This is a genomic window from Streptomyces sp. NBC_00249 (assembly GCF_026342355.1).
Taxonomy (GTDB): domain Bacteria; phylum Actinomycetota; class Actinomycetes; order Streptomycetales; family Streptomycetaceae; genus Streptomyces.
The window spans coordinates 1,053,368-1,074,750 of the sequence record NZ_JAPEMV010000002.1 but is presented as its reverse complement, the minus strand read 5'-3'; the positions used below and the strand labels follow the sequence as shown (position 1 = coordinate 1,074,750).

At 71.3% G+C, this 21,383-nt stretch carries 25 protein-coding genes; 13 read left to right on the top strand and 12 right to left on the bottom strand.

The window, feature by feature from the left end; all coding sequences use genetic code 11:
* Positions 1-100 precede the first annotated feature (100 nt).
* Entirely contained in the window at positions 101-277 is a 177-nt protein-coding gene (locus OOK31_RS13735) for a hypothetical protein (protein ID WP_267012739.1), read from the top strand.
* 33 nt (positions 278-310) lie between these two features.
* Here OOK31_RS13735 and OOK31_RS13730 read toward each other — a convergent pair whose 3' ends face one another.
* Positions 311-868: a hypothetical protein gene (locus OOK31_RS13730; protein ID WP_267012738.1), complete on the bottom strand. Its 558-nt coding sequence runs from the start codon at positions 866-868 to the stop codon at positions 311-313.
* Between the two features lie 133 nt (positions 869-1,001).
* Here OOK31_RS13730 and tsaB point away from each other — a divergent pair, with 133 nt between their 5' ends.
* The 5 genes from tsaB (at position 1,002) to OOK31_RS13705 (ending at position 4,398) form a co-directional block, all read left to right on the top strand.
* Positions 1,002-1,664, top strand: coding sequence for a tRNA (adenosine(37)-N6)-threonylcarbamoyltransferase complex dimerization subunit type 1 TsaB (gene tsaB, locus OOK31_RS13725; RefSeq protein ID WP_267012737.1), 663 nt, complete (start codon positions 1,002-1,004; stop codon positions 1,662-1,664).
* A 35-nt stretch (positions 1,665-1,699) separates the two neighbouring features.
* Complete coding sequence (rimI, locus tag OOK31_RS13720; RefSeq protein WP_267012882.1) at positions 1,700-2,248, top strand: ribosomal protein S18-alanine N-acetyltransferase; 549 nt, start codon at positions 1,700-1,702, stop codon at positions 2,246-2,248.
* Entirely contained in the window at positions 2,241-3,392 is a 1,152-nt protein-coding gene (gene tsaD / locus OOK31_RS13715; protein WP_267012736.1) for a tRNA (adenosine(37)-N6)-threonylcarbamoyltransferase complex transferase subunit TsaD, read from the top strand. The genes rimI and tsaD overlap by 8 nt, the downstream gene beginning before the upstream one ends.
* Positions 3,389-3,661 (top strand): hypothetical protein, encoded by a 273-nt coding sequence (locus tag OOK31_RS13710; protein ID WP_267012735.1) that lies wholly within the window; start codon positions 3,389-3,391, stop codon positions 3,659-3,661. Before tsaD ends, OOK31_RS13710 begins: the two co-directional genes overlap by 4 nt.
* 80 nt (positions 3,662-3,741) lie before the next feature.
* On the top strand, positions 3,742-4,398 hold the full coding sequence (locus tag OOK31_RS13705; RefSeq protein ID WP_267012734.1) for a hypothetical protein: 657 nt from the start codon (positions 3,742-3,744) through the stop codon (positions 4,396-4,398).
* On the opposite strand, the gene OOK31_RS13700 is transcribed toward OOK31_RS13705, so the two are convergent.
* A complete protein-coding gene (locus tag OOK31_RS13700; protein WP_267012881.1) occupies positions 4,395-5,600 on the bottom strand; it encodes a methyltransferase domain-containing protein in 1,206 nt (401 codons plus the stop codon). The genes OOK31_RS13705 and OOK31_RS13700 overlap by 4 nt on opposite strands.
* A gap of 150 nt (positions 5,601-5,750) precedes the next feature.
* Between OOK31_RS13700 and OOK31_RS13695 the strand changes: the two genes are divergently transcribed.
* Together OOK31_RS13695 and OOK31_RS13690 are read left to right on the top strand one after the other, a co-directional pair.
* Positions 5,751-6,623: a polysaccharide deacetylase family protein gene (locus OOK31_RS13695; RefSeq protein WP_267012733.1), complete on the top strand. Its 873-nt coding sequence runs from the start codon at positions 5,751-5,753 to the stop codon at positions 6,621-6,623.
* Entirely contained in the window at positions 6,620-7,504 is an 885-nt protein-coding gene (locus OOK31_RS13690) for a polysaccharide deacetylase family protein (RefSeq protein WP_323188210.1), read from the top strand. Before OOK31_RS13695 ends, OOK31_RS13690 begins: the two co-directional genes overlap by 4 nt.
* A gap of 506 nt (positions 7,505-8,010) precedes the next feature.
* Here OOK31_RS13690 and OOK31_RS13685 read toward each other — a convergent pair.
* Complete coding sequence (locus OOK31_RS13685; RefSeq protein ID WP_267012732.1) at positions 8,011-8,769, bottom strand: GntR family transcriptional regulator; 759 nt, start codon at positions 8,767-8,769, stop codon at positions 8,011-8,013.
* Positions 8,770-8,967: 198 nt separating this feature from the next.
* On the opposite strand from OOK31_RS13685, the gene OOK31_RS13680 reads away from it, so the two are divergent.
* Complete coding sequence (locus OOK31_RS13680; protein WP_267012731.1) at positions 8,968-9,138, top strand: hypothetical protein; 171 nt, start codon at positions 8,968-8,970, stop codon at positions 9,136-9,138.
* Positions 9,131-9,370, top strand: coding sequence for a hypothetical protein (locus tag OOK31_RS13675; RefSeq protein ID WP_267012730.1), 240 nt, complete (start codon positions 9,131-9,133; stop codon positions 9,368-9,370). Before OOK31_RS13680 ends, OOK31_RS13675 begins: the two co-directional genes overlap by 8 nt.
* A 450-nt stretch (positions 9,371-9,820) precedes the next feature.
* Here the strand turns inward: OOK31_RS13675 and OOK31_RS13670 are convergent, their stop codons facing one another.
* From OOK31_RS13670 to OOK31_RS13650, 5 genes are all read right to left on the bottom strand, one after another.
* Positions 9,821-11,218: an FtsW/RodA/SpoVE family cell cycle protein gene (locus OOK31_RS13670; protein WP_267012729.1), complete on the bottom strand. Its 1,398-nt coding sequence runs from the start codon at positions 11,216-11,218 to the stop codon at positions 9,821-9,823.
* Complete coding sequence (locus OOK31_RS13665) at positions 11,206-12,447, bottom strand: LCP family protein (protein ID WP_267012728.1); 1,242 nt, start codon at positions 12,445-12,447, stop codon at positions 11,206-11,208. The genes OOK31_RS13670 and OOK31_RS13665 overlap by 13 nt, the downstream gene beginning before the upstream one ends.
* Positions 12,444-13,862, bottom strand: a complete 1,419-nt coding sequence (locus OOK31_RS13660; RefSeq protein WP_267012727.1) for a HAMP domain-containing sensor histidine kinase — start codon at positions 13,860-13,862, stop codon at positions 12,444-12,446. Before OOK31_RS13660 ends, OOK31_RS13665 begins: the two co-directional genes overlap by 4 nt.
* A gap of 2 nt (positions 13,863-13,864) precedes the next feature.
* Entirely contained in the window at positions 13,865-14,545 is a 681-nt protein-coding gene (locus OOK31_RS13655; RefSeq protein WP_267012726.1) for a response regulator transcription factor, read from the bottom strand.
* 66 nt (positions 14,546-14,611) lie between these two features.
* Positions 14,612-15,001, bottom strand: a complete 390-nt coding sequence (locus OOK31_RS13650; RefSeq protein ID WP_267012725.1) for a DUF6234 family protein — start codon at positions 14,999-15,001, stop codon at positions 14,612-14,614.
* Between the two features lie 301 nt (positions 15,002-15,302).
* Between OOK31_RS13650 and groES the strand changes: the two genes are divergently transcribed.
* Together groES and groL are read left to right on the top strand one after the other, a co-directional pair.
* A complete protein-coding gene (gene groES, locus OOK31_RS13645; RefSeq protein ID WP_008739621.1) occupies positions 15,303-15,611 on the top strand; it encodes a co-chaperone GroES in 309 nt (102 codons plus the stop codon).
* 133 nt (positions 15,612-15,744) lie between these two features.
* Positions 15,745-17,373, top strand: coding sequence for a chaperonin GroEL (gene groL, locus OOK31_RS13640; RefSeq protein ID WP_267012724.1), 1,629 nt, complete (start codon positions 15,745-15,747; stop codon positions 17,371-17,373).
* 93 nt (positions 17,374-17,466) lie between these two features.
* Here the strand turns inward: groL and OOK31_RS13635 are convergent, their stop codons facing one another.
* The 3 genes from OOK31_RS13635 to OOK31_RS13625 all read right to left on the bottom strand — a co-directional run bounded on the left by OOK31_RS13635 (position 17,467) and on the right by OOK31_RS13625 (position 19,704).
* A complete protein-coding gene (locus OOK31_RS13635; protein ID WP_267012723.1) occupies positions 17,467-18,156 on the bottom strand; it encodes an ester cyclase in 690 nt (229 codons plus the stop codon).
* 80 nt (positions 18,157-18,236) lie between these two features.
* Positions 18,237-19,010 (bottom strand): SDR family oxidoreductase, encoded by a 774-nt coding sequence (locus OOK31_RS13630; RefSeq protein WP_267012722.1) that lies wholly within the window; start codon positions 19,008-19,010, stop codon positions 18,237-18,239.
* 22 nt (positions 19,011-19,032) lie between these two features.
* Positions 19,033-19,704: an MOSC domain-containing protein gene (locus OOK31_RS13625; RefSeq protein ID WP_267012721.1), complete on the bottom strand. Its 672-nt coding sequence runs from the start codon at positions 19,702-19,704 to the stop codon at positions 19,033-19,035.
* Positions 19,705-19,801: 97 nt separating this feature from the next.
* Between OOK31_RS13625 and OOK31_RS13620 the strand changes: the two genes are divergently transcribed.
* Positions 19,802-20,710 (top strand): LysR family transcriptional regulator, encoded by a 909-nt coding sequence (locus OOK31_RS13620; RefSeq protein WP_267012720.1) that lies wholly within the window; start codon positions 19,802-19,804, stop codon positions 20,708-20,710.
* Between the two features lie 104 nt (positions 20,711-20,814).
* Here OOK31_RS13620 and OOK31_RS13615 read toward each other — a convergent pair whose 3' ends face one another.
* The gene (locus OOK31_RS13615; RefSeq protein WP_045949016.1) at positions 20,815-21,141 is read right to left on the bottom strand and encodes a WhiB family transcriptional regulator; all 327 of its coding nucleotides are present in this window, start codon (positions 21,139-21,141) and stop codon (positions 20,815-20,817) included.
* Positions 21,142-21,383: the final 242 nt, after the last annotated feature.

Here is a 21,383-nt window from a genome sequence, read left to right as displayed (position 1 = left end):
CGGGAAAATATTGCGTTGGCGCAGCGTCGCGTGATGACATGGTACCGAGCGCTGGTTAGGTGTACCTAAGTACAGCGTCCCGGGGTCCCAGGAGGCAGCCATGTCGACAGCAGGAGCAGAACGAGCGCCCGTCGTGTCCATGCGGGCCCTGCTCGCGGCGGGCGTGGCCGCCACGGCGGTGTCCACGCCGCCCACGCGCCCGGCGGAGCGGCCGGAAGTCGCCGCCGAAGCGGCCCTGCACGCGGATCAGGCCGCCCCCGAGTCGGAAGCGGCCTGATCCCACGTTCGGGTGAACGGGTGTGGGCGAAGGTCAGGGAACGACGACGATCTTCGAGCTGATCGTCGCGAAGGCCCACATGGCGTCGCCGTCGGCGCGCGTCATGCGGATGCCGCCCGTCTTCTTCGTGGCGTCCGGCTCCGGCATCGCGCCGTCCACCCGGGCGCTGAAACCGACCGCGACCCCGTCCGCGCTGGCGAACCGTACGACGTGCTCGATCGGCACCCCGTCCGAACCGGTGACCGATCCGGAGCGCGAGCCCACCACGTAGGTACCGGTCACCGGGTGCACCGTGCTCGGCATCACCGTGAACGTCTTCGGCAGGCTGCCGTCCTCGGGGACCAGCCAGACCCGCTTCTGGGAGACCGAGTACACGACGCGCGTACCCGTCCCGGAGTCGGCCGGCACCGCCGCCGGCTTGGCCGGGTCCTGCTTGGCGGGGGCCTGCTGCTGCGGGGCCGCCGGGGCCTGCGGAGCCGTCTTCGCGGGGTGCGCGGGCGCCGTCGCGGAAGCCTGGTAGCCGAGGAAGCCGATGGCGGCGACCGCCGCGATCGTGAGCCCGGCCACGATTCCCGAGCTGCTGCGTGACACCTTGCTCCACCTCTCCGCGCCTGCGTTGCGGGCCGGTTGCCGGCCTGGGACGGTCCCCGGTCGAAAGGTAGCAGCCGGGCCCGGTACTGACCGGCCGCAAGGCCCCGGGGCCGGGGAGTCGTAGGCTGTTCGCGTGCTCTTGCTCGCCGTAGATACCGCCACGCCCGCCGTCACCGTCGCCCTGCACGACGGGGAGTCCGTCCTCGCCGAGTCGAACCAGGTCGACGCCCGCCGCCACGGGGAGCTCCTGCTGCCCTCCGTGGACAAGGTCCTCGCCGAGGCCGGGGTGAAGCTCGAAGCCGTCACCGGCATCGTCGTCGGCGTCGGCCCCGGCCCCTACACCGGGCTGCGCGTCGGCCTCGTCACCGCCTCCACCTTCGCCGCCGTCCTCGGCGTCCCCGTGCACGGCCTGTGCACCCTCGACGGCCTCGCCTACGCGGCCGGCGCCGCCGGGATCGAGGGCCCCTTCACCGTCGCCACCGACGCGCGGCGCAAGGAGGTCTACTGGGCGCGCTACGAGGACCCGCTCACCCGGACCGGCGAGCCCGCCGTGGACCGCCCCGCGGACATCGCCGAGCGCGTCGCCGGCCTGCCGGCGGTGGGCCAGGGCGCCCAGCTGTACCCGGAGGTCTTCCCCGACGCCCGCGGGCCCGTGCACCAGTCGGCCGCGGCGCTCGCCGCCCTGGCGGCGCACCGGCTGGAGGCGGGCGCGGAGTTCCTCCCCGCGACCCCGCTCTACCTGCGCCGGCCCGACGCCGAGGTGCCGAAGAACTACAAGGTGGTCACCCCGAAGTGAGCGCCGTGACCGCCGTGACCGCCGTGCTCCGCGAGATGCGCTGGTGGGACATCGAGCCGGTACTGGAACTGGAGCACGAGCTCTTCCCCGACGACGCCTGGTCCGCCGGGATGTTCTGGTCCGAGCTCGCCCACGCGCGCGGCCCGCACGCCACCCGCCGCTACCTCGTCGCCGAGGACCCGCACACCGGCCGCCTCGTCGGCTACGCCGGGCTCGCCGCCGCCGGTGACCTGGGCGACGTACAGACCATCGCGGCCGCCCGCGACCAGTGGGGCACCGGGCTCGGTGCCCGGCTCCTCACCGAACTGCTGCGGGCCGCCACCGCCTTCGAATGCGCCGAGGTGCTGCTGGAGGTGCGGGTGGACAACACCCGCGCCCAGCGGCTCTACGAGCGCTTCGGCTTCGAGCCCATCGGCTTCCGGCGCGGCTACTACCAGCCCGGCAACGTCGACGCGCTGGTCATGCGGCTGACCGACCCGGCGCAGGCGAGAACGCCCGAGGCGCAGGCAGTACCTGAGACACCTGAGACACCTGAGAACCCCGAGACACCTGAAGACCTTGAGAGCAGTGAGACCCATGGCTGACGAACCGCTCGTCCTCGGCATCGAGACCTCCTGCGACGAGACCGGCGTCGGCGTCGTCCGCGGCACCACCCTGCTGGCCGACGCCATCGCGTCGAGCGTCGACGAGCACGCCCGCTTCGGCGGCGTCGTACCCGAAGTGGCCTCCCGGGCGCACCTGGAGGCGATGGTCCCGACCATCGAACGCGCCCTGAAGGAGGCCGGGGTCAGCGCCCGCGACCTCGACGGCATCGCGGTCACGGCCGGTCCCGGCCTCGCGGGGGCGCTGCTGGTGGGCGTCTCGGCGGCGAAGGCGTACGCGTACGCGCTGGGCAAGCCGCTGTACGGGGTCAACCACCTCGCCTCGCACATCTGCGTCGACCAGCTGGAGCACGGCCCGCTGCCCGAGCCGACCATGGCGCTGCTGGTGTCCGGCGGGCACTCCTCGCTGCTGCTGGCCCCGGACATCACGAGCGACGTCCGCCCGCTGGGCGCGACCATCGACGACGCGGCGGGCGAGGCCTTCGACAAGATCGCCCGCGTGCTCCACCTCGGCTTCCCCGGCGGCCCGGTCATCGACCGGCTCGCGCGTGAGGGCGACCCCAAGGCGATCCACTTCCCGCGCGGGCTGACGGGGCCGCGCGACGCGGCGTACGACTTCTCCTTCTCCGGGCTCAAGACGGCCGTCGCCCGCTGGATCGAGGCGAAGCGGAAGGCGGGCGAGGAGGTGCCGGTGCGCGACGTGGCGGCGTCCTTCCAGGAGGCCGTGGTGGACGTGCTGACGCGCAAGGCGATCCGGGCGTGCAAGGACGAGGGCGTCGACCACCTGATGATCGGCGGCGGTGTGGCGGCCAACTCGCGGCTCCGCTCGCTGGCGCAGGAGCGCTGCGACGACGCGGGGATCATCCTGCGCGTGCCGCGGCCGAAGCTGTGCACGGACAACGGCGCGATGGTGGCGGCGCTGGGCGCGGAGATGGTCAAGCGGAACCGTCCGGCCTCCGACTGGGACCTGTCCGCGGACTCCTCGCTGCCGGTGACGGACCCGCACGTACCGGGGACGGCGCACGACCACGGCGACGGCGGTCATGGCCACGGCCACGGTCACAGCCACGGCGGGCACGACCACGACCACGTGCACGAGCTCAGCAAGGACAACCTCTACTCGTGAGCACCGTCGCGCTGATGTGGGAGGCCCGGGCCGTGGCCGGCCGGGGCACCGAGCTGCTGGAGTGGGCCCGTGCGCAGGTCCTGGCCCGGGAGCCGGTGCGCCGCGAGGTGCTGCGCGCCCAGCAGGACCGGGTGCTCGTGGTGACCTGGTGGGAGGCCCCCGAGGGGGTGGCGGCGGAGCTGCCCGAACTGCCGGAGCCGGCCGCGGACCTGATCACCCGCCCCGTGCACCGCTGGCGGTTCGAGTCGGTCGAGGTCTCGGGAGCCTGAAGCCGCTTGCGCGGTGGTCTGCGGCGGTGGTCGAGGAGCCCTCCGGCGGGTCTGGAGGGGCTGCCGCTATCGTCATGCGCATGCCTAGCCGTGAGCTCCCGCCTCCGCCGCCGCCCGCGCACCTGCGCCAGTGGATGGACGAGACCGTCGTACGGGCCGACCGTGCGCGCTTCCTCGAGGACCTGAGCCGGCGCAGCCTGGGCCTGGGACGGCTGCTGCTGCTCTGGACGGTCGCGGCGGTCTTCGCGTTCGGCTGGACCTTCCTCGGCATGGCCGTGATGTCCTTCGAGGAGGGCGACCTGATCTCGGCCTTCTTCGGCATCGTCTACGCCGTGATCGGGGCCGGGGTGCTCGTGCCCGCCGGCTTCTGGTTCGCCTCCGGAGCCCGGCAGGAACGGCGCGTGCGGCACCTGCTGTGCGCCTGGGTCGAGGCCGGCCGTGACCCGGCCGCCGACGCCCGGCTGCGCGCCCCCGCGCGGAGCCTGGTGTGGCTGCTCGCCTCCCTCGCGCTGGGCGCGGTCGGGCTGTGGGTGGCCTTCGGCGCCGCCGCCGGAGCCACGCCGGGCGAGGACACGTACGGCGAGGTCGCGTACATCATGGGCTTCGGCATGATCCTGTGGATCACCGCCCTGCTGGGCCTGGCCAAGGCCGGCGCCCACTACCGCTGGGCGGTCCGCGCCTTCCGCCCGCCGGCCGGCCAGGACCGGCCCGGGCGGATCCTCTCGGACGCGGCCTAGCCCTCGGCCGGCGGCTTCGCCGGGGAGCCGATCAGCATCGACGGGGCCCCGGCCACACGGGTCAGGAAGACCGTCGCCGCGTTCGGGCCCTGCGGCTTGACCTTCTTGCGCAGCTCCTCCGGCTCGATCGCCGAGCCGCGCTTCTTCACCGTCAGGACGCCGACCCCGCGCTCGCGCATTAGGGCCTTCAGCTTCTTCAGGCCGAAGGGCAGTACATCGGTGATCTCGTACGCGGTCGCGTACGGGGTCGCGCGCAGCTCGTCGGCGGTGATGTAGGCGATGGTCGGGTCGATCAGCCGGCCGTCCAGCGCCTCGGCCACCTCCGCGACCAGGTGTGCGCGGATCACCGCCCCGTCGGGTTCGTAGAGGTAGCGGCCGACGGGACCCGCCTCGGGATCAGGCAGCGGGTCGGCGGTGCGCAGCTCGCGCGGCCCCGGCAGCAGGGTGGCCCGTACGGTGCCGGGGGCGGTGCCGAACCACAGCACGGCCTCCTTCACGTCCCCGTGGTCGGAGATCCACTCGGCCTCGGCCTCGGCGGGGACCGCCTCGTGCGGGATCCCGGGGGCGATCTTGATGGCGGCGACCTTCGCCGTACGGGCCGTCTCCACGGCCCAGGACAGCGGCGGCGAGTAGGACTCCGGGTCGAAGACGCGGCCGCGCCCGCTCCGGCGGGCGGGGTCGAGGAAGACGGCGTCGTACGGGGACACGTCCACCGCCGCCACGTCCGACTCCCGGACCTCGATCAGGTCGGCCAGCCCCAGTGCCTCGGCGTTGGCGCGCGCGACGGCGACGGTCAGCGGGTCGAGGTCCACGGCCAGCACCCGGATCCCCAGCCGGGCCAGCGCCAGCGCGTCCCCGCCGATCCCGCAGCACAGGTCCGCGACGCTCCGTACGCCGAGCTCCGCGAGGCGCCCGGCCCGGTACGAGGCCACCGACGCGCGGGTGGCCATCTCCCCGCCGCCGGACGTGAAGTACATCCGGTACGCGTCCTCGGCCCCGAACTTCGCCACCGCCCGCTGCCGCAGCCGGGCCTGCCCGAGCGCCGCCGACACCAGCGCGGCGGGGTGCTCACGGCGCAGCCGGGTGGCCACGGCCAGCTCCTGCGCGGGGTCGAAGTCGCGGAGCGAGTCGAGGAGGGCGCGGCCCTCGGGGGTGAGGAGCGCGGCGAAGTCTTCGGGGGTCACCGGTCCATTGTGGGCCAGTCGGTGGAAGGGCGGACTCCGGCCGTGGTGTCGTCCGGGGCCGGGTGCTGTGCGATGGAAAGATCCGCTGCTATGCAGCTTGTACGACAAAAGGGAAATACTGCGCAGTTTGGTCACCGGTCCGCGGCGCACCCGCGCGGCCGGTACGGGGTGGCCCTGGCCGCACTGCTGGTCGCGGCCCTGGGTACCGGATGCGGGGCCTCGGACTCCGGCACACCGGCCAAGACCAAGGCCGGCGCCGCCGGCGAGGCCGGCTCCGGAGCGGCGGGCGCCCTCGCCAACTCCGCCGAGAAGCTCAAGGCGGCCCAGCAGGCACGGATCGCGGTGGCGAAGAAGTGGGGCCTGGCCAAGGTGCCGCTCCTGGCCCCGGCCGCGCCGAAGGCGAAGCCCGAGATCACCACCCGTGACGGCTTCGAGGTGGAGGACCAGGACGAACTCCCGCCGGTCTTCACCACCGTCCCGACGGAGGAGAAGGTCGTCTTCCTGACCATCGACGACGGCGCCGAGAAGGACCCCGAGTTCGTCAGGATGATGCAGGAGCTGAAGATCCCGTACACGGCGTTCCTCAGCGACTACCTCGTACGCGACAACTACGCGTACTTCAAGCAGATGCAGGCCGCGGGCGTCACCCTGAACAACCACACCCTCAACCACCGCTACATGCCGGGACTCTCGTACGAGAAGCAGCGCGAGGAGATCTGCGGCCAGCAGGACACGATCCAGAAGCAGTTCGGCAAGCGGCCCACCCTCTTCCGCCCGCCGTACGGCAACTACAACCAGGACACGCTGCGCGCGGCGAAGTCCTGCGGCATCAAGTCGGTCCCGCTGTGGAACGCCGAGGCCTTCACCAACCGGATGGACTACCGGGAGTGGGACCGCGACCTCCATCCCGGCGACATCATCCTGACCCATTTCCGGGGCCGGGAGGACTGGAAGGGCACGATGCCTGACATGATCCGTCATGTCATGAAGACCGTCACGGACAAGGGGTACGCCGTGGCTCGGCTGGAGGATTATCTGTGAAGCACGCGCGCCGGTTGGTAGCCGGGACGCTGACGGCCGGCGCGCTCGCGCTGTCCCTGACGGGGTGCGGGAACAGCGTGGATCCCATCGAGAGGCTGGGCCGCAAGGCGGTGCCGGACCCGGTGGCGCCGTCGGCGTCCCCGTCCCCGTCCGCACCGTCCGCCGCGGCCCCTCCCGCTTCCGCGGGCGACCAGGCGTACAAGAAGTGGGGCCTGACGGCCCCCGTCGAGTACGCCCCCAAGCCCGCCCAGAAGCCGCAACTCCCCAAGGCCGCCCCGGGCAAGGCCGCCGTGGTGGACCGAATACCCGTCCCGGCGACCGACAAGGTCGTCTTCCTGACCTTCGACGACGGCGCCGAGAAGGACCCCGAGTTCCTGAAGATGGCCGCTGATCTGAAGCTGCCGATCAGCATGTTCCTGACGCACAACGTGGCCTCGTCGGACTACGGACACTTCGAGAAGCTCCGCGACAACGGCTCGGGCAGCACGATAAACAACCACACCCTGACCCACCCGAACCTCCGGACCCTGCCCTTCGCGGCGCAGAAGAAGGAGATATGCGGCCAGCAGGAAAACCTGGAGAAGCGCTTCGGCAAGCGCCCCACCCTCTTCCGCCCGCCGTTCGGCAACTACAACGACGACACCCTCAAGGCCGCCTCCGAGTGCGGAGCCTCCTCGGTCGTCCTGTGGCGCACGTCGATGCAGATAAACAACTTCCAGTACGCCGAGGGCTCCGCCCTCAAACCGGGCGACATCATCCTGGCCCACTTCCGCGGCCCCTCGGAACTCAAGGGCACGACGGAAACCCAGATGACCACCCACATGCTCCAGCGCATCCAGGAACAGGGCTACCGGATCGGTCGCCTGGAGGACTACCTGTAGGGGGGCGGGGTCGGGGTCGGGGTCGGGTTCCACCCTGGGGCGGTCTCGGGGAGGGGTTGGGGCTTTCCCGTCAGTCTCATCGTCCTTCCGGGTCGGGCCGGCCTGTCAAGGGCGCTCACTGCGTTCGCGTCGCTTCGCGATGGCCTTCGGCCACCCTTGACAGACCGTCCCGCCCCGGAAAAACGAAGACTGCCGGGAAACCCCCAAAGGAACGGGACGGGGGGGAAGAAGGGGAGGAGCGGCCTCGTCAGGGATGCGGCGGGCTGCCTTCGGCCGCCATCCACCCATCCGGGCAGCTCAGAGCCCCTTTCCGCACCAAGGCACAGCCCTACCCGCACGAAATGACGACGAGAAGGCCATCACCCCCTCCCGACGCGTCAGATCGCTACGCGCTTCGCACATCTCAGCGTCTGCAGTCCGCCTGGGCCGTTCGTAAGCCGCCCACGATCGCTACGCGCTTCTCTCGTCTCAGCGGCTGACCGCGAGACTCATCGGACGACGGCCGTCTAGGCGTCGAAGTCGTACTCCAGTACGTAGGAAGCGGAGTCCAGGGTCATCTCATTGACCTCGACGGCACGTCCGTCCTCGGCGAATGCGGTGCGGACGATCTGGATGACAGGTGTGCCCATGGAGAGCGACAGCCGCTCGGCCTCGACTGCCGAGGGCATCCGGGAGCGGATCTCCTCCCGGAAGTGGACCGGCTTGTGGCCCAGTTCGGCGAGGCGTGCGTAGGTTCCGCCGGGCCCGGAGTCGTGCTGAGTGATCGCGGAGTCGGCGACGACATCCGACGGGAGGTGGGATGTCGCGAAGAGCACGGGCTTGCCATCGAGCACGAAGCGGCGGCCGCGCACCCACACCGGAGTGCCAGGAGCAACGCCGAGGGCGCCGGCGACCCGATTGTTCGCTTCTTCCTCACGCACCTCGATCTGATCGACGACGAGCTCTCGATCCTCGGTGTCGGCGGACCAGATGGAGCGCCCTGAGCCCCACTGCTCCTGCGCCAGCCGCTGGAGGCCGCGCCGCCGCAAGGGCCGGAAGGCGCGGACGAAGACGCCGGCACCCTTCCGTGCCTCCACCAGGCCTTCGTTCTGGAGTACGCCGAGGGCCTGACGTGCGGTCATCCGGGCGACGTCGTACGTGGCCATGAGGTCGTTCTCGCCTGGCAGGCGGTCGCCCGGGCCGTACTCGCCCGACTGGATAGCCGTCCTCAGCGCATCAGCGATCCGCTGGTACTTCGGCTGACGGGCACTGCCCTGGCTGGTCATGAACCGATCACTCCTTCTCCTCTCTAGACACCCTAGGGCCAGAGGTCCGCCCCTGCATGCACCAGCGGTGGGACTTACCTACCCCCGCCCGTAGACATCTCTAGAGATGCATTGACGGACGGGCTGGCATCGGCTGTAGTGGAGACATCTCTAGAGAAGTTGCTCGCGAAGTGGTCTCATGACTGAGGAGTGATCTGCATGCGCCAGATTCCCGTCGACACGGCGGCCTCCGAGCCCAGAGTCGAAATCGACTACGCCCCCTCGTCGAGGGTGGCTGCGGCGGTCGAGCCGAGCGCCGATCTCCTCGACCGGGCGCTGGCCGGCTGGGAACGCTTCCTCGACACTTTCGAGGAGGTGCCCGATGAGTGAGCGCTACGAGTACGTGCCGCACCAGCTCCTGCGCCACCGCGTCCGCGATATCGCGTCCGGCGCCGAGGGTGAGCTGATGGCCGTGATCAACGAGAACGTCTCGGACTCCCTCGCCCGCGAGCACTGGGTGCAACTGGCCTACATCCGGGCCGCATCGGGTCGCGAATTCACCACCGCCGTCGGCAACGTGGAGTCCGCCTATGACCAGCCCGAGACGGGTCGCAGACGCTGAGAGATGAGGAGCGCGTAGCGATCTGACGCGCCTGTGGGGTGCTGATGGTCTTCTGGTCGTCATTTGGTGCAGGTAGGGCCGCGCCCTGGTCCGGAAAGGGACTCTGATCTGCCCGGATGGGTGGATGCCGGCCGGAGCTCGCCCGCCGCATCCCTGACTGACCCGCTCCTCCCCTCTCCTGCCCCGTCCCGTTTCTTTGGGGGTTTCCCGGCAGTCTTCGTTTTTCCGGGGCGGGACGGTCTGTCAAGGGTGGCCGAAGGCCATCGCGAAGCGACGCGACGAAGGAGCGCCCTTGACAGGCCGGCCCGACACGGAAGGACGATGAGACTGACGGGAAAGCCCCAACCCCTCCCTGAGACCGCCCCGCGGCATCCCGCCGAGCCCGGCCCCGCCCCTCGGGGTCGAGGGGGAGATGGCGTGCCCGCGCCGTGAGCCCGCCCCCGCCCCCCCCTACCGCCCCACCAGCACCGGCGTGATCGTAGTTTCCGCCGGCCCGAGGGCGTCGGCTTCGCGTTGGCGTTCTGCGCTGTCGCTGATGCGGAGGAGGAGGGCGATCATGATCCAGTTGGCCAGGAGGCTGGAGCCGCCCTTCGCCAGGAAGGGGAGGGCCTTGCCGGTCAGGGGGATGAGGCCCGTGACGCCGCCCGCCACCACGAAGACCTGGAGGGCCAGCGCCGAGGCCAGGCCCACCGCGAGGAGTTTGCCGAAGGGGTCGCGGGCGGCCAGGGCCATGCGCAGCCCCCGCTGGACGAGGAGGGCGTAGAGGAAGAGGACGGCCATGACTCCGGCCAGGCCGAGTTCCTCGCCGACCGTCGTGAGGATGAAGTCGCTGCGGCCCGCGAACTTGATGAGTTCCGGGTGGCCCATGCCGAGCCCGGTGCCCGAGACGCCGCCCGTGCCGAAGCTGAACAGGGCCTGCGCCGACTGGTCGGAGGTGACGCCCGGCGGGCGGTCCTGCCAGTAGTAGGAGAGGGGGTTGAGCCATGCCGCCACGCGGGCCTTCACGTGCGGTTCGGTCGAGCCGACCACGAAGGCGCCCACCGCCGCCATGACCAGACCGCACACGATCCAGCTGGTGCGTTCGGTGGCGACGTAGAGCATCACCACGAAGACGCCGAAGAAGATCAGCGAGGTGCCCAGGTCGCGCTCGAAGACCAGCACGAGCATCGAGACGATCCACACGGTGATGATCGGGCCGAGCTGGCGCATCGGAGGCAGGCGCATGCCCAGGAACCTGCGGCCGGTCAGGGCCAGGGAGTCCCGGTGGATGACCAGATATCCCGCGAAGAAGATCGCGATCATGATCTTCACGAACTCGCCCGGCTGGAGCGAGAAGCCGAAGAGGATGATCCAGCGCTTCGCGCCGTACGTGTCCGCGCCGAAGAACGCCGGCGCGATCAGCAGCACCAGCGCGAGGGCCATCGTGATGTAGATGAAGCGCTGCAGCAGCCGGTGGTCGCGCAGCAGTGCCACGACCAGGATGCAGGCGGCGACCCCGACCACCGTCCACAGGAGCTGGCCGGGGGCGTTGGCGTCCGAGTTGTACCGCTCGATGTACCCCTGGTCGAGCCGGTGGATCAGGACGAGTCCGAGCCCGGTCAGCAGCATGGCCAGCGGGAAGATCAGCGGATCCGCGTACGCCGCGAACCGGCGGATGCCCAGGTGACCGACCAGCGACAGCAGGGTCATGCTGATGACGAAGCTGGTGAGCTGCTGCGGCAGCTCGCCGTTCATGGCCAGGCCCGCGCTCACATGGCCGAAAACAGCGATGCCGATGACGAGGACGAGCAGCAATGCTTCGGTGCGGCGTCTGGCGCCGGCCACCGTCAGGGGCCTCAGTCCACGCACGGGACGCCGCCGCCGTCGATGGTGCTCCGCGGGGCCGGCTCCGGCGGCGGTGAGGGCCGGGGCGGCTGGGGCCGCGGCGGTTCGGGCGTCTGCGGCGGGGATGAGGAGTCGGCGCCCGGTGCACTCGGGGTCGCAGTGGTCTGCGTACGGTGCGGACCGATCTGCTCTGCAATGAGGCGCTTTATCTTCATATCATCTACGACGTTGATGTCCTCCCCATGGTTCCTTCCGAACCCCTCGACGGGGAGTGTCGAAAATTGCACTTTCCCGCCCGACAGGTTCTTCGCCTGCTTCACGAACGACAGCAGGTCCCACCCCGCGTCCGTCACGACGTCCTGTTTCGCCGTGTCGATCAGCTTGATCAGCTTCACCGGGTCCGTGAAGGTCCCGGCCGAGTTCAGCTTCTGCGTCGCGCCCGCCAGGAAGGCCTGCTGCCGCTTCGTCCGGTCCAGGTCGCCCCCGTCCAGCCCGTGCCGCTGGCGGACGAAGGCCAGCGACTGCCGCCCGTCCAGGGTCTGGCGGCCCGCCGGGAAGTCGGCGCCCGAGTACCTGTCCTTCACCGCCTTGTTCAGGCACACCGGTACGCCGTCCAGCGCCTCGGCGAGGTGGTAGAAACCGGCGAGGTTCAGCTCCGCGAAGTGGTCGACCGGGACGCCCAGGAAGCCGCGCACCGTCTCGATCTGCGCCTTGCGGCCCGCCTCGCGCCCCTCCCGCTCCAGCTCGCGCCGGTCCTTCACCCCCCGCGCCGACAGCTGCTCCTCCGCGGCCGCCTTCGCCAGTCCGTACGCCTTCTTGATCTTGTCCTTGCCGTGCCCGGGCGCGCCCGGTATCCCGCGTATGTCGACGAAGTCGTCGCGCGGGATCGAGAAGGCCTTCGCCCGGCCCCCGTCGGCCGGTACGTGGAGCAGGATCATCGTGTTGGCGTTGTAGCCGCCGATGTCGGAACTGCCCGCGTGCAGCTGGTCGAGGACGGCCTCCGGCAGCGGCTCGCCGTTCTGGTCGCGGCGGCTGTCCAGGCCGATGAGCAGGATGTTCGTATCGCCGTACGCCGATTTCTCGGCGCCCTCCAGGGCCTTGGAGCTGCCGATCCCGGAGGCGAGGTCCCGGTAGACGTACCAGGCGGAGCCCCCGGCCACCACCGTCAGGACGCAGGCCCCGATCAGGAGCCCCCGGACGGCACGGCGGGGCGTGGGCCGGCGGCGGACGGTCTTCCTCCGGTGCGCGCTCATGCCTGTCGATGCTGGCCCACCCGCGCTGAAGGAATCCTGAGGACCAGGCGCGCGCCCCCGCCCGGCGCCCCCAGCGCGCGTACGTCGCCCCCGTGCGCCCGCGCGATCTCCCGGGTGATGGCCAGGCCCAGCCCGGTGCCGCCGCCCGCCCGGCCCCGGTCCGCGTCGAGCCGTACGAACCGCTCGAAGAGCCGGCCGCGGTCCGCCTCCGGGATGCCCGGGCCGTCGTCCGCCACCTCCAGCACCGCCCAGCCGTCCCGCTCCCGCGCCCGGACGGTGACCCCGGACCGGGCGTACCGCAGGGCGTTGTCCGCGAGGTTGGCCAGGGCCCGCTCCAGCCGCGCCGGATCCCCGTACGCCGGTACGGGCGCCGGCGCGTCCAGCCGTAGCGGCACCCGGGGCGCGGGCCGCCGGGCGGCGTCCTCCGCCGCCAGCAGCGCCAGGTCCACCGGCTCGGCGCGGCCCGGCGCGGGTCCGCCGTCGAGGCGGGCGAGCAGCAGCAGGTCGGCGGCGATGCGCTGGAGCCGTTCGGTCTCGGCCAGCGCGGCCGCCACCGACTCCCGGTCGGGCCGCTCCACGGCGAGGGCGACTTCCAGCCGTGAGCGGACGGCGGCCAGGGGGTTGCGCAGCTCGTGCGAGGCGTCGGCGGTGAACTGCCGCTGCCGGGCGTCGGAGCGCTCCAGCCGGTCGAGGGTGTCGTTGACGGTCCGCGCGAGGCGGGCGATCTCGTCGGCCCCGCCGGGGTCGGGCACCCGCCGGCCGAGCTCGCTCGCGGTGACCGAGGCCAGCCCGGTGCGGATGGCGGTGACGGGGCGCAGCGCGTGCCCCGTCACCCACCAGGCGAGGGCCGCCGCGAAGGCGATCAGCGGGGGCGCTCCGGCGAGCAGGCCGGCCGCGATGGCGCGGGTGGCGTCGTCGACGTCGCCGAGCACCGTCATCCCGTACACGGTGCGGGGGGCGTGCGCGCCCGGCGGTCCGGGGGCCTCGACCGCGACCACCACGCGCCGCTGCGCGCCGGGGCCGGCGGGCGGGAGCACGGCCGAGCGGGAGTCGTTCCCGGGCCCGGGCCGTACGGCGTCGAGGCCGGGGGTGGTGGTGGCGGGGTCCCCGCTGGCGGCGACGGTCCGGCCCTGCCCGTCCCGTACGAGGACCAGGTCCACCCCGCCCTCGGGCGCGGGCAGCCGGCCGTCGGGCGGCAGGGTCCCGGCGTCGAGCTGGGCGGCGACCTTGCGGGCGGCGAGCTCGGTGCGGCCGGTGGTGTTGTCGAGGAGGTTGGCGCGCAGCAGGGCGTACAGCCACAGTCCGCCCGCAGCCAGCACGGCGGCCATGGCGAGGGCGGCGGCCGCGGCGGTCCGGGCGCGCAGGCTGCGCCGCCCGCGCGGGCCACGGCCGCGCCAGTGGATTCCGTCAGCCACGGTCAGCCACCGTCGGGCGCCATCCGGTAGCCGGTCCCGTGGACGGTGAGGATGGAGCGCCGGCCGAAGGGGGCGTCGATCTTCCTGCGCAGGGAGGAGACGTACACCTCGACGATGTTCGGGTCGATGCCGTGCGGGGCGTCCCAGACCTCGTCGAGGATGTCCTGTTTGGCGACGGCCCGCCCGGGCCGGGCCATCAGGCAGGCGAGGACGCCGACCTCGCGCGCGGTGAGCTCGACGTCCTGCCCGCCCCGGCGGCAGCGCCGGTCCTGCGGGTCGAGGAGGAGGTCCCCGGCCCGCAGGACGGCGGGCTCGGGGGCGGCGGCGCGCCGGGCGAGGGCGCGCAGGCGGGCGCCGAGGACGACGAAGGAGAAGGGCTTGGTGAGGTAGTCGTCGGCGCCGGCGTCGAGCCCCTCGGCCTCGTCCCCCTCGCCGTCCCGGGCGGTCAGCATCAGGACGGGGGTGGGGTCGCCGTGGGCGCGCATCCGGGCGCAGATCTCGTGCCCGCCGAGCCCGGGCAGCATCAGGTCCAGCAGGACCACGTCGTACGGGCCGCCGGTGAGGGCGAGGTCGAGCCCCCGGTGGCCGTCGTGGGCGACCTCGACGAGATGGCCTTCGGTGCCGAGGCCGCGCCGCAGGGATTCGGCCAGGCCTTCTTCGTCTTCGACCACCAGGATGCGCATCGGTCAACTCTGACATACCGCCCGCAATCACCCGTCGGAGCTACCCCAGTGCTACTCGTCGGAGCGCTACCCGTCGGTGTCCAGATACGTCGTCAGGGCCGGCTTCCGCGGCTCCGGGGTGTCGTTCACCGCGAAGACCATGGCGGCCGCGCCCACCACCAGTGCCGCGCAGACCAGCGCCTGGACGACGCCCGTGACGGGGGCGCGGCGGCGGAAGGCGCGGTGCGAGACCAGCGCGGAGACCAGGGCGGTCAGCAGGATCCCGCCGATCAGCGAACTGATGACCACGACCTCGTTCTCGTCGGTGCCGTCCGGGTCCCAGGCGGCCACGAGCGCCACGTAGAGGCCGACGGCCACGGCCATGGCCTCCAGGAGCAGCACCATCAGCGCCGTCGCGATGTCGGCCACCCAGTCGGATCCGGTGCGGGCGCCGCCCTCGTGTGTCTGCGTTGTCATGGCCGCAGTGTCCGCCGCCGCTCGCCGCGGGCGCCTGAGTACGGGTACTCAGGCCGGGCCCGCCGGACCGGGATCGGGGGCGGCCGGTGGCCGGAACACGATGGCGGGATCACGACCCGCCAGGAGCAGGATTGGCACTCCGCTTGACCGAGTGCTAATCGCCGGAATAGTGTCGCATCTGGCACTCGCCCCTGGTGAGTGCCAACACAGCGACAGGCAGATCCGGCACCCGCGACGACGGATCGACCTGGTCGCCACCTCAGACAGTTAACCCCGGATCTCCGAAGGGGGAGGTCGGATCGTGACGACCACCAGCTCCAAGGTTGCCATCAAGCCGCTCGAGGACCGCATTGTGGTCCAGCCGCTCGACGCCGAGCAGACCACGGCCTCTGGCCTGGTCATCCCGGACACCGCGAAGGAGAAGCCCCAGGAGGGCGTCGTCCTTGCCGTGGGCCCGGGCCGCTTCGAGGACGGCCAGCGTCTCCCGCTGGACGTCACCGTCGGCGACGTCGTCCTGTACTCCAAGTACGGCGGCACCGAAGTGAAGTACAACGGCGAGGAGTACCTCGTCCTCTCGGCCCGCGACGTGCTCGCGATCGTCGAGAAGTAATCACTTCTCCAGTTTTGCTTTGAGCTACGCCCCTGGTCACCCCTGCTGATGCCGGGCGGCGAGGGGCGTAGTTCGTTTCCATGCGGTCGCGGTGAGCGGCCGAGGATCGCAACGAGAGGGCGGAACCGCTCCCATGCCGAAGATTCTGAAGTTTGACGAGGACGCCCGTCGCGCCCTCGAGCGCGGCGTCAACAAGCTGGCCGACACGGTCAAGGTGACGATCGGCCCCAAGGGCCGCAACGTCGTCATCGACAAGAAGTTCGGCGCGCCGACCATCACCAACGACGGTGTCACCATCGCCCGTGAGGTCGAGCTCGACGACCCGTACGAGAACCTCGGCGCGCAGCTCGTGAAGGAGGTGGCGACCAAGACCAACGACATCGCGGGTGACGGCACCACCACCGCCACCGTGCTGGCCCAGGCGCTGGTCCGCGAGGGTCTGCGCAACGTCGCCGCCGGCGCCTCCCCGGCCGCCCTGAAGAAGGGCATCGACGCCGCGGTCAAGGCCGTGTCCGAGGAGCTCCTCGCGACCGCCCGCCCGATCGAGGACAAGTCGGACATCGCCGCCGTGGCCGCGCTCTCCGCGCAGGACTCGCAGGTCGGCGAGCTCATCGCCGAGGCGATGGACAAGGTCGGCAAGGACGGTGTCATCACCGTCGAGGAGTCCAACACCTTCGGCCTGGAGCTGGAGTTCACCGAGGGCATGGCCTTCGACAAGGGCTACCTCTCGCCGTACATGGTGACCGACCAGGAGCGTATGGAGGCCGTCCTCGACGAGCCGTACATCCTGATCAACCAGGGCAAGATCTCCTCCATCCAGGACCTCCTGCCGCTGCTCGAGAAGGTCATCCAGGCCGGCGGCTCCCGCCCGCTGCTGATCATCGCCGAGGACGTCGAGGGCGAGGCGCTCTCCACCCTCGTCGTCAACAAGATCCGCGGCACCTTCAACGCGGTCGCCGTCAAGGCCCCCGGCTTCGGTGACCGTCGCAAGGCGATGCTCCAGGACATGGCCACCCTCACCGGTGCCACCGTCATCGCCGAGGAGGTCGGCCTCAAGCTCGACCAGGCCGGTCTGGACGTGCTGGGCTCCGCCCGCCGCGTGACCATCTCCAAGGACGACACGACCATCGTCGACGGCGGCGGCAACGCCGGTGACGTCGCGGGCCGCGTCAACCAGATCAAGGCCGAGATCGAGTCCACGGACTCCGACTGGGACCGCGAGAAGCTGCAGGAGCGCCTGGCGAAGCTCGCCGGCGGCGTCTGCGTCATCAAGGTCGGCGCCGCCACCGAGGTGGAGCTCAAGGAGAAGAAGCACCGCCTCGAGGACGCCATCTCGGCGACCCGCGCCGCGGTCGAGGAGGGCATCGTCTCCGGCGGTGGCTCCGCGCTCGTCCACGCCGTCAAGGTCCTCGAGGGCAACCTCGGCCTGACCGGCGACGAGGGCACCGGCGTCTCCGTCGTCCGCCGCGCCGCGGTCGAGCCGCTGCGCTGGATCGCCGAGAACGCCGGCCTCGAGGGCTACGTCATCACCTCGAAGGTCGCCGAGCTCGACAAGGGCCAGGGCTTCAACGCCGCCACCGGCGAGTACGGCGACCTGGTCAAGGCCGGCGTCATCGACCCGGTCAAGGTCACCCGCTCCGCGCTGGAGAACGCCGCTTCCATCGCCTCCCTGCTGCTCACGACCGAGACCCTGGTCGTCGAGAAGCCGGCCGAGGAAGAGGCCGACGCCGGTCACGGCCACGGTCACGGCCACAGCCACTGATCGCGCCCCGCACTGAAGGAAGGCCCCGTTCCGCATCTGCGGAACGGGGCCTTCCCGTGTGTGAGGGCGTGTGTGAGGGCGTGTCTGCGGGGGCTACATGGCACCCAGTTGGCGCATCAGGCCCATGGCGTCGTAGTGCCACCAGCCTTCCTTGATCATTCCGTCCTCGCACCGGAAGACCGTCGTGCCGGTCATCGTGCAGGACTTGCCGGTCGGGGCGATGCCCATGAACTCGCCCTTGTGCTTGCCGGTCCAGGTCCACAGCGTGGTGACGTAGTCGTCCTGCGCCATCTGGGCGTCCCGCGTGAAGGTGAAGTCGAAGCCGCCCCGCCACATCTTCACGTCCTCGCGCATGCCCGCGGGCCCGATCTTGTCCTCGGGGTTGCTGATGTCGTGGTCGCGGTAGTCCGACGCGAAGATCTCCTCGGCGACGGACATGTCGCCCTTCATCGCGAGCTCGTCGTACATCCGGTTCACCAGCATCGTGTTGAGGTGCTCGTCCCGGACGACGTCCAGGTTGGTGAAGCTGGGCATCCCGTCACAGAGGGCCACCATCTCCTGGAACATCCTGTCCGTCTCCGGGAGATGAGAGTTCTTCATGGCCTCTTCGTACGAGGGGAATTCGACCAGTTCCACGTAGTGGTTCTCGTTCTCGCGGTCCTTGCCCATGATGCTGTGGGTGACAGTGCGCTTGCCCTGGCTCTGCGAGACGTACCGGTCGAGCAGCTGATTGAGGTCATCCTGCCGACTGGTCTTGTAATCGATTATCTGTACGAATGTCATGGTGTCTCCCGGGCTGGATGGGGCAAGTCCATTTTAGGGAGGTTTCGCCCAGTCGGCCGGTTTACTGGTGAGTACGAGGGTTACTGGGGACCGTACTTGCGCCCCGTACGGGAGGACACCCCGCCGAGCAGCCCGCGCGGCGTCAGCTTCACCACGCCCATCAACGCCTTGTACCGCGGGTCCGGGATCGACACCGTCTTGCCCCGCGCCAGGTCCGCCAGCGCCGCCGCCACCAGCTTGTCGGCGTCCAGCCACAGCCAGCCCGGGATGTTGTCGGTGCCCATCCCGGCCCGCTGGTGGAACTCGGTCCGTACGAAACCGGGGCACAGCGCCATCAGCCGCACCCCGGAACCCGCCAGGTCCTTCGCCGCGCCCTGGGTGAACTGCACGACCCAGGCCTTGCTGGCCCCGTAGGTCCCGCGCGGGACGAAGGCGGCCACCGAGGCCACGTTCACCACCCCGCCCCGGCCGCGCTCGCGCATCGAGGCGGTGGCCGCCGAGGTCAGCCGCAGCACCGCCTCGACGTGCACCTTGACCATGGCCAGCTCGTCGGCCATCGACACCTCGAGGTAACGGCCCTTGTTGCCGAAGCCGGCGTTGTTGACCAGCAGGTCCACGGGGTGCGTACGGTCCCCGAGCCGGGCCTCGACCGACTCGATGCCCGCGTCGGTCGAGAGGTCGGCGGCCAGCACCTCGGCCTCGATGCCGTGCCGGTCGTGCAGCTCGGTGGCCTGCTCGGCCAGCCGCTCGGTGTCGCGGGCCACCAGTACGAGGTTGTGTCCCTGGGCGGCGAGCCGGCGGGCGAAGGCGGCGCCGATGCCCGCCGTGGATCCTGTGATCAACGCAGTCGTCATAGGCGCAACCTAGCTCCCCGCGTCAGCCGCCGTGCCTGCGCAGGTAGGCCCGTACGGTCTCGTGAGCCTCCGGCTCCATGGCGTCACCGGCGGCCAGGGTCCGCGGCAGCAGCTCCCGCTCCGTGGTGAAGGCGCGGAACCAGAACGCCACCGACACCTCGTGGTCCGGACGGCTCAGCACCTCGACCCGGTCGCCGGGGGAGACCTCGCCCTCCTCGACCACCCGCAGGTACGCGCCCGGACGGACCGCCTCCGTGAACCGCCGGACCCAGCGGGGCTCGTCCAGCGCGCCCTGGAAGGTCCGGCAGGGGATCCGCGCCGAAGCCACCTCCAGCACCAGGTCCGCCCCGACCCGCCAGCGCTCGCCGAGCAGCGCCGCGTTCAGGTCGACGCCGCTGGTGGTGAGGTTCTCGCCGAAGAGGCCGCCGGACAGCTCGCGGCCCAGTTCCCGCTGCCACCAGTCGAGGTCCTCGCGGGCGTACGCGTACACCGCCTGGTGGTCCCCGCCGTGGTGGCGCCGGTCGCAGACGGCGTCGCCCGCGAGCCCGCTGCCGAGGCCGGTCGCCTTCGGACCGGGGGCCCGCACGTGGACCGGCCCGGGTACGGGCCGCTTGCCGATGCCCGTCACCCCGCCCTCCGCGTCGGTGTAGTCGGCGGCCGTGGCCCGGCCCAGGTTCACGGAGATCAGGTGCATACCGCCACGCTAGCGCTGTCACCGGACTGGCGGAGCCCCACCCAAAGGTGCCGTCGGATATTCACGGTGCGGTCAAAGCCGGGCTTATACTCGAAGGGTGATCGAGGCACGTCATCTCCGGGTTCTGCGCGCTGTCGCCGGGACCGGGTCCTTCTCCGCCGCCGCCCGCGAGCTCGGCTGCACCCAGCCGGCCGTCTCCCAGCAGATGAAAGCGCTGGAGCAGTCGGCCGGCACCCCCCTGCTGATCCGTACGGGCCGCGAGATGCGGCTCACCCAGGCCGGCGAGGCCCTCGTGCGGCACGCCGCCGGGATCCTGGCCGGGCTCGTCGCCGCCGAGGAGGAGGTCGCGGCCATCGCCGGGCTGCGCGCGGGCCGGGTCCGCCTGGTGTCCTTCCCGAGCGGCAGCTCCACGCTGGTGCCGACCGCGCTGGCCGCGATGCGCGCCGCGCACCCCGGCACCCGGATCTCACTGGTCGAGGCGGAGCCGCCGAGGTCGGTGGAGATGCTGCGCGAGGGCGACTGCGACCTCGCGCTGGCCTTCCGCTACGGCGGCGAGAGCGGTACGTCCGCCACCGCGGCCGAATGGGAGGACCTCGTGGTCACCCCGCTGCTGACCGACCGGCTCGTCGGGCTGGTCCCCGAGGGGCACCGGCTGGCGGGCGCGGAGCGGGTGGGCATGGCCGAGCTGGCCGAGGAGCCCTGGATCGCGGGCTGCCCGCGCTGCCGCCGCCACCTGGTGGAGGTGTGCGAGGGCGCGGGCTTCACCCCGCGCATCGACTTCGCCACCGACGACTACCCGGCCGTGGTCGGGCTGGTCGGGGCCGGCCTCGGGGTCGCGGTGCTGCCGGAGCTGGCGGTGGAGTCCGTACGGGCCAAGGGCGTGAGCACCCTGGCGGTGGAGCCGGCCGTGGAGCGGGAGGTCGTGGCGCTGACGCTGCCGGACCTGGCGCGCGTACCGGCGGTGGCGGCGACCCTGGGCGAGCTGGTGCGGGCCGCCGCGCGCTGACGGTGCGCGGCCGCGGCCCCTGCCCCAGGTGCGACACGCCCGGCCGGTGTGTCGTACCTGGAGCAGGAGAAACGTTCCTTCATGCGGCCGGCGTCGGGGCCGGGTCAGTGCGGGGTGATGGGGCCGATCGTGCTGGAGGCGGGGATCAGGCGGTGGCGTGCGCGGCCCATCAGCTCTTCGCGTTCGTCCTCGGTGAGGCCGCCCCACACCCCGTAGGGCTCACGGACGGCGAGTGCGTGCGCGGCGCATTCCGAGCGCACCGGGCATCTCATGCAGACCTCTTTAGCCGAGGCCTCGCGCGCGCTCCTGGCCGCTCCGCGCTCGCCTTCCGGGTGGAAGAACAGGGAGCTGTCGACTCCGCGGCAGGCAGCCAGCAGCTGCCAGTCCCAGAGGTCGGCGTTCGGTCCGGGGAGGCGGGAGAAATCTGCCATTGGTAGTCCTCTGTGCCGGTACTGAGGCGGTTGCGGTCCATGTCTCCACACCTACTGTCGTAGTAGATGTAAATATGACTCATTGGGAATCTAGCCTCAGACACATGGCAAACGGAAGGAAAGCCGCCAAATAGGGCATAGCTCCAGATGGAGGACGGATGACTCGTGGCTCCCACGCGGTGATCGCTTCCTCACGTAGAGTGCCGAAGGTGTTCGTCCAACCCGTAACTCTTTCGAGTGAC